The following is a 3,407-nucleotide window of genomic DNA, read 5'->3' on the forward strand; positions in this document are numbered from 1 at the left end:
GGTCGGGGTCGAGCTGCCCGGTTCCCCAGTTCCTCGACCTCCACCACCGTGACCTTGCCGGCGGTGGCCATCATCGGGTTGAAGTTCCGCGCCGTCTTGCGATAGACGAGGTTGCCCTCGGTGTCACCCTTCCAGGCCTTGACGATGGAGAGATCGGCGACGATGCCGCGCTCCATCACATAGGTCTCGCCGTCGAACTCGCGCAGTTCCTTGCCCTCGGCCACCAGCGTGCCCACGCCCGTCTTGGTGAAGAAGGCGGGGATGCCGGCGCCACCGGCGCGGATGCGCTCGGCCAGGGTGCCCTGCGGGTTGAATTCCAGCTCAAGCTCACCGGACAGGTACTGCTGGGCGAACAGCTTGTTCTCACCCACGTAGCTGCTGATCATCTTCTTGATCTGCTTGGTTTCCAGCAGCACGCCCAGGCCGAAGCCGTCCACGCCGGCGTTGTTGGAAACAACCGTCAGCCCGGTCACGCCCGAGAGGCGGATGGCTTCGATCAGGTTTTCCGGGATGCCGCACAGGCCGAAGCCGCCGGCCATGACGGTGATGTCGTTGCGCAACAGCCCGGCCAGGGCGGTTACGGCGTCGGGGTAGACCTTCTTGCTCATCGTTCTTCCGGACGGCCCCCTAGGATGTTTGGATTATGGTGCCGCCCCTCTCCCGGGCACGGATGCACCGCAGCATTGCTTACGGCCCCGTTGGGGGTGAAGTCAACTTGAACGACTCTTCAACTTCGGCACCCCTGCCCCCCGCCCGCCGACGCTTGCAGCAGGCGCCCCAACGCGCTAGACCCTGAGGGGTCTGCCGGTCCGCCCGGTCCGCCCTCACGGCCTACCCCTTTTTCCGGGCCCCATCCCCCGTGCTGGACCTCATCCTCACCACCGCCGTCGCCCTGTTCGTCACCATCGATCCGGTGGGGCTGGGGCCCATGTTCGTGGGCCTGACGGTCGGCATGGAGGAGCGCTATCGCCGGCGCATGGCCATCAAGGGCACGGTGATCGCCGCCCTGATCCTGTTCTTCTTCGCCTTCGCCGGCGACCTGCTGCTGCGGGCGCTGGGCATCGGCTTCGCCGCCTTCCGCATCGCCGGCGGCGTGCTGCTGATGCTGGTGGCCATCGACATGGTGTTCGCCCGTGAGAGCGGCGTGCGCACCGCCACGGCGGATGAGCGGGAGGAAGCGCGCCACCGCGCCGACATCTCCGTCTTCCCCCTGGCCATCCCGCTGATCAGCGGCCCCGGCACCATGACTACCATCGTGCTGTTCATGGGCCGCGCCCACGGCGACCCGGCCCGGCAGGCCGTGGTCCTAGGCGTGCTGGCCGGCATCCTGGCCCTGACCCTGTTCGTGCTGCTGTTCGCCACCAAGGTCAGCCGCATCCTGGGCCGCACCGGCATCACGGTGCTGAACCGGGTGCTGGGTATTTTGCTGTCAGCCCTGGCCTGCCAGTTCGTGATTGACGGAATTTTGGCGAGTGGATTGATTATTCACGGAGATTAAAGCCAACGGCTGGGGCTCGAACCCGCACCTAGGCTTGAAGCCTGGGATCGCTGTGGCGATACGTCTACCAATTCCGTCACGTCGGCTACGGGTTTTGTAGCACAATCCGCTCTCTATACGCCAATCACCCGCACCCGCCGCCACCCGAGCCGCAGCTGGGGCCATGGCGGTGGGGGGCGGTGTCGCGGTCGAGGCCCTTGGCCTCCAGATCCGCCAGATAGCGGGCCCAGCGCTGGTCGTATTCCACGCCCAGCTCGTACAGGTACTTCCAGGAGAAGATGCCGGTGTCGTGGCCGTCGTCGAAGATCAGGCGCACGGCGTAGTTGCCAATGGGCTCAAGCTCCGCGATGGCGACGGTGCGCTTGCCCGGCACGGTCTGCTTCTGGTCGGGGCTGTGGCCCTGGACTTCGGCGGAGGGGCTTTCCACCCGCAGGTATTCCGCCGGCAGGGTGGCGCGGGCGCCGTCGTCGAAGCTGATGACCAGCGCGCGGTCCGCCCGGACATAGCGGACCTCGGTCGGCCAATGCCGCGTCCCGTGGGCGTCGGTGGCGAAGGTCTCCTGGGCCATGGTCGACCTCAATCGTCAAGCGACCGGGCCTCGTCCACCAACATGATGGGGATGCCGTCGCGGATGGGATAGGCCAGGCGCGCCTGCTGGCTGACCAGTTCCTGGCGCTGGGCGTCATAGCTGAGCGGTCCCTTGGTCAGGGGGCAGACCAGGATCTCCAGCAGCTTGGGATCGACCTTGGCGGTATCGGACATGGCAAGGAAACCTTAAGCGAGAAGTAGAGATCATAGCAGCGGCATGAGACTTTGACTCATGCCGCTGTAGGCCCCGACCGGGGCCGCCGGAGTAAGCACCGCAGGGCGCAGCAAGGAAGCCCAAGCGGCCGGATGGCCGCGCCCGGCGATTGAGTGCGATGGGCGTCAATGCCGCGCGGCGTCGCCGTCCGCCGATTCATGCACCGCCATCTGCACCAACGCCAGCAGCATCGACGCCCGGGCCCCGAAATCCGGCGCCTCCAGCAGGGCCTGCTTCTCCGCCGGGGTGAAGGGGCACAGCATGGCGAGGGAGGAGATCAGCTGTTCGTCGGGCGCCGCCTCCAGCGCCTGCCAGTTCACCGTCAGATCGCGGCGGGTGAAATAGGGCTTGAGCGTCGCCATCAGGCCGGTGCGGTCGAAGGCGCCGTTGGCCGGCACCGTGTAGTCGTCCGCGAAGGGCGACCAGTCGGCCACGACGCGGCGATAGCCCCGCATGGTCGACACCTCTTGCCGGATGCGGAAGCGGCACAGGCCGGTCAGGGTGATGAGATAGCGGCCATCGTCCGTCTCCGCGAAGGCCGTCAGCCGGCCGCAGCAGCCGACGCCGGCCAGCGGCGGTTCCGCGCCGGCTTCCGCCTCCGCCCCCGGCTCCATGGGCTGGATCATGCCGATCAGCCGGTCGGCGCCCAGGCTGTCCTGCACCATGGCCAGGTACCGCGGCTCGAAGATGTTGAGCGGCAGGCGGGCCCGGGGCAGGACCAGCGCCCCCGTCAGGGGAAAGACGGGGATGCTGGTCGGCAGCCGGTCGAAGGTGGGGGCGAAGGGGCTCATCACGCCGGTCGCGTCAGGCGAACAGGATGGACGACAGCTTGCGCCGGCCGCCGATGGCCAGCGGATGCTTGAAGCCCAGGGCCTCGAAGAACTTCACCAGCTGCTTGCGGGCCGCCTGCTCGTTCCATTCACGATCACGCTTCACGATGTCCAGCAGATGGTCCACCAAGATCCGCAAGATTGACGAGATCGTGGAATGCCATCTGGTCAGCGGCGGCTACGACTACCTGCTGAAGTTCATCACCACCGGCGTCACCCACTACCAATCCATCATCGAAGGCATGCTGGAGGGTGATTTCGGCATTGAGAAGTATTT

At 66.7% G+C, this 3,407-nt stretch carries 6 protein-coding genes, 1 tRNA gene and 1 pseudogene; 2 read left to right on the top strand and 6 right to left on the bottom strand.

The window, feature by feature from the left end; genetic code table 11:
* Positions 1-608, bottom strand: a pseudogene (locus tag I55_RS21370) (CoA transferase subunit A); the annotation flags it as partial.
* Positions 609-859: 251 nt separating this feature from the next.
* Here I55_RS21370 and I55_RS21375 point away from each other — a divergent pair.
* A complete protein-coding gene (locus I55_RS21375) occupies positions 860-1,498 on the top strand; it encodes a MarC family protein (protein ID WP_044562621.1) in 639 nt (212 codons plus the stop codon).
* Here the strand turns inward: I55_RS21375 and I55_RS36185 are convergent.
* From I55_RS36185 to I55_RS36190, 5 genes are all read right to left on the bottom strand, one after another.
* A tRNA-OTHER gene (locus I55_RS36185) sits at positions 1,499-1,584 on the bottom strand.
* Positions 1,585-1,622: 38 nt separating this feature from the next.
* Positions 1,623-2,066, bottom strand: a complete 444-nt coding sequence (locus tag I55_RS21380; RefSeq protein WP_044562622.1) for a gamma-butyrobetaine hydroxylase-like domain-containing protein — start codon at positions 2,064-2,066, stop codon at positions 1,623-1,625.
* An 8-nt stretch (positions 2,067-2,074) separates the two neighbouring features.
* Positions 2,075-2,260 carry a Trm112 family protein gene (locus I55_RS21385; RefSeq protein WP_040845462.1) on the bottom strand — a complete coding sequence of 62 codons (186 nt, stop codon included), beginning with the start codon at positions 2,258-2,260 and terminating at the stop codon, positions 2,075-2,077.
* A gap of 165 nt (positions 2,261-2,425) precedes the next feature.
* Complete coding sequence (locus I55_RS21390; RefSeq protein ID WP_044562623.1) at positions 2,426-3,091, bottom strand: LON peptidase substrate-binding domain-containing protein; 666 nt, start codon at positions 3,089-3,091, stop codon at positions 2,426-2,428.
* 13 nt (positions 3,092-3,104) lie between these two features.
* Positions 3,105-3,236 carry a tetratricopeptide repeat protein gene (locus I55_RS36190; protein ID WP_307718725.1) on the bottom strand — a complete coding sequence of 44 codons (132 nt, stop codon included), beginning with the start codon at positions 3,234-3,236 and terminating at the stop codon, positions 3,105-3,107.
* Position 3,237: 1 nt separating this feature from the next.
* On the opposite strand from I55_RS36190, the gene I55_RS36195 reads away from it, so the two are divergent.
* Positions 3,238-3,407: Lrp/AsnC ligand binding domain-containing protein (locus I55_RS36195; protein ID WP_252181248.1), on the top strand; the 170-nt coding region annotated here is incomplete at its 3' end.

The organism is Azospirillum sp. B4 (assembly GCF_000333275.1).
Taxonomy (GTDB): Bacteria; Pseudomonadota; Alphaproteobacteria; order Azospirillales; family Azospirillaceae; genus Nitrospirillum.